The organism is Aequorivita aquimaris (genome assembly GCF_001573155.1).
GTDB classification, from domain to species: Bacteria; Bacteroidota; Bacteroidia; order Flavobacteriales; family Flavobacteriaceae; genus Aequorivita; species Aequorivita aquimaris.
The window spans coordinates 1-2648 of sequence record NZ_JRWG01000021.1 but is presented as its reverse complement, the minus strand read 5'-3'; the positions used below and the strand labels follow the sequence as shown (position 1 = coordinate 2648).

The 2648-nt window shown below is 48.8% G+C and carries 2 protein-coding genes; both read right to left on the bottom strand.

All coding sequences use genetic code 11. The features are described from left to right. On the bottom strand, positions 1-1208 hold a 1208-nt coding region (locus LS48_RS14505), incomplete at its 3' end, for a CUB domain-containing protein (protein ID WP_131807739.1). A gap of 276 nt (positions 1209-1484) precedes the next feature. After that, positions 1485-2648: T9SS type A sorting domain-containing protein (locus LS48_RS14500; protein ID WP_204376476.1), on the bottom strand; the 1164-nt coding region annotated here is incomplete at its 5' end.

Here is a 2648-nt window from a genome sequence, read left to right as displayed (position 1 = left end):
GGGGTAACGGTCATCTCCACCTCGTTAACGTCAAAACCGAAGTTGCTGCCGATAACCGTTTGGTTGTCGATGGTAACAGAAGCCTCAGAACCTATGAGAGCCCCGGGAAGGCCCGCGGCATCGTCATAATAGTTTACGTCAACGTTTGCGATACCGCCGTTGGCGAAGATGCTGGCTGTAATGTTCTCCAAGGTGAAGTTCTCATCAGCAGCTACGGTCACGTCGTTCGCGGTCTGGAACGCTGATGCGGAAGAACAGTTGAAGCCGTTCTCAAAGGTGAAGTCGTTCGGGTTCTCCTCAGAGCAGGTTCCGCCACCGCCGCCACCGCCAGCAGAAAGAACTTCAACCTCCCAACCACAAGTATTTACCACTGAAGTCGCATGAAACTCAAAAGTTAATGCTCCTGTAGTGGAAGTAAAAACAGCTGAGCCATTTGCAGCAATCATACCTGCAAGTGTATCGGTATCAGTATTTAAATTACTATCGTAAATTTGTGGAGAGCTCGTGTCTGGCCCATCATAAATATTTAGGTAATCAAAAGTTCCGAAAACTCTAAATGATAAAAATTCTACTGATAGTCCAGCCCCCGTTAATGTTGTAACGGTATCGCAATTACAGTTAGGATAGTCTCCTGTATTCCCAGAAGAAGTTGTGGAACAATCACCGCCCGGACCTCCGGTTGTACCATCTGACGGATCGTAAAAGAAATCGCCTGTTGTTACTGCAAAACTTTCAGTTGCTCCTGCCGTTGGTATAATATCTGAAAGTAAATTTCTATATTGAACCATTGGTGAGTAAATAAAATTAGTATTTACCCCTTCTTGTTCGGCAGCTAAAATTTCCGCTTGATCATCAGCATCAATGGACAAAAACAAAAGAGAGTTGTTGGCACCCACATTTGGGGTTCGTGACTGAGGATTGTTGGCACCTTCCCCTTTTATTTCAAATTTTTGATTGGAACGCCCTTGGGTCTGATTTAAAGCACGGGAGGGCGCAGGTTTCGCACTGAAAACTACAGGGTTATTTTCCCCTTGGTTCTTAACATTAGCGTCCAGCGGATTGGACGTTATGTTCGTAGGTACAACAGCGGTCTTCTTTTGCTGTTGGTAATGGACAGGGTTATTTTCACCCTGTGTTTTTATCATATTTTGCTGTCCATAACTGACCGCAAAAGCAAATGATAAAATTAACAACGTAATTTTTTTCATAATTAAAATGATTTAGTTAACACTTTTAGTTTTAAGGAATTAAAGCTATTCCAAAAAAATAACAATTCAAAGTTTTTGTTAATAATAATTTCTATTATCTACTTATTATTAATGTTATAGAATTATAATCAAACAATACATTACACAATTATCATATTCATTGAAAAATCAACATTTCCATCCGCTGCCATCCCAAGGACAGGATATAACCCAAAAAAAAACCACCCGCCAATGGCGGGTGGTCCTGTTGTTATGGCCAAGTAACTTGCCCTGGGGCTAGTCCTTAAGCACCTTGTAGGTGCCGGTCTGGCCGTTCACCGTCACCTTCATCAGGTAACTGCCAGTGCTCAGTCCGGATATGTCAAGCTGCGTTGCTGCAGCTCCCACCCTGCTGTCCAGCACGCGCTGGCCAAGAAGGTTGTAGAGCGAAACGCGCTCGATGTTGTCCACGCTCTTAAGGTTGAGCACGCCCGTGGTAGGGTTCGGGTAATAGCTGAAACCGGCTATCGAATTGTCCGAAACGCCAAGGTTCGTGCCGTCTATCACGATGTCGGTAACAGCGCCCGTGTTCAGAACGAAAACATAATAGGCCTGGCCCGCAAGGGTAAAGATCGACGCAGAGGTGCCCGGAACGCACTGGTTGGTGTTCTGTGGCACCAGGACAAGGTCGGTCTCCGTGGCGTTCTCGTCAGGTGCGGTGTAGAAGGTCACCGAGCTGGCACCGCCAGGGGTAACGATCATCGCGTTGGCAGTCCCGTCGCCCGCGGCAACGAAATTGTACCAAACACCGTTGGCCCCCGTAAGGTCGCAGCCCTGTGGGTTGCCGTTCTCAGTGGTAGCGGCAGGCATCGCAACCGAAGGATCCGTGTAGGGGAACCCTATCTCGTCAACATCGATCGAGTTCACGATCATATCGTTGGGCGGAGGGGTCGGCATACAGGTAACGTCCATCGTGAAGTTGCCCGTGGCACCGCCAAAGCTGTGGATCAGTATGTAGAACTTCGTGTTCCCATCAGTGGCGAAGGTAACCTCGCTCTGAAGGCCGCACGAGTCGTCGTTACCCACAACGCAGGTAAGCGCGGCGCAGGATCCGGTATAGACAGAGATCTTGGAGTCAAAGTCGGTGCCGTTGCACAATGAAAGGGTGATATCGCCCGGAAGGCCGCTGGTGTCGTCAAGGGTGTACCATACCCCCGGAGAGGTGATCGCGGGACCGCAGACAGGAGCACCGGAATCTACCGTGGCGCCCACGGTGGTGCCCGTTACCGAATCCCCACAGCTTACCGCTATCGCGCCACCGCAGTCGTCGTTCGGCAATGGCTCGGTACAGGTAACGTCCAAACTGAAGTTACCGGAGTTGCTACCAAAGCCCTCCACCATAATATAATAGGTAGAAGTACCATCGGAGACAAAGGTAACCTCACTCTGAAGACCACAGGA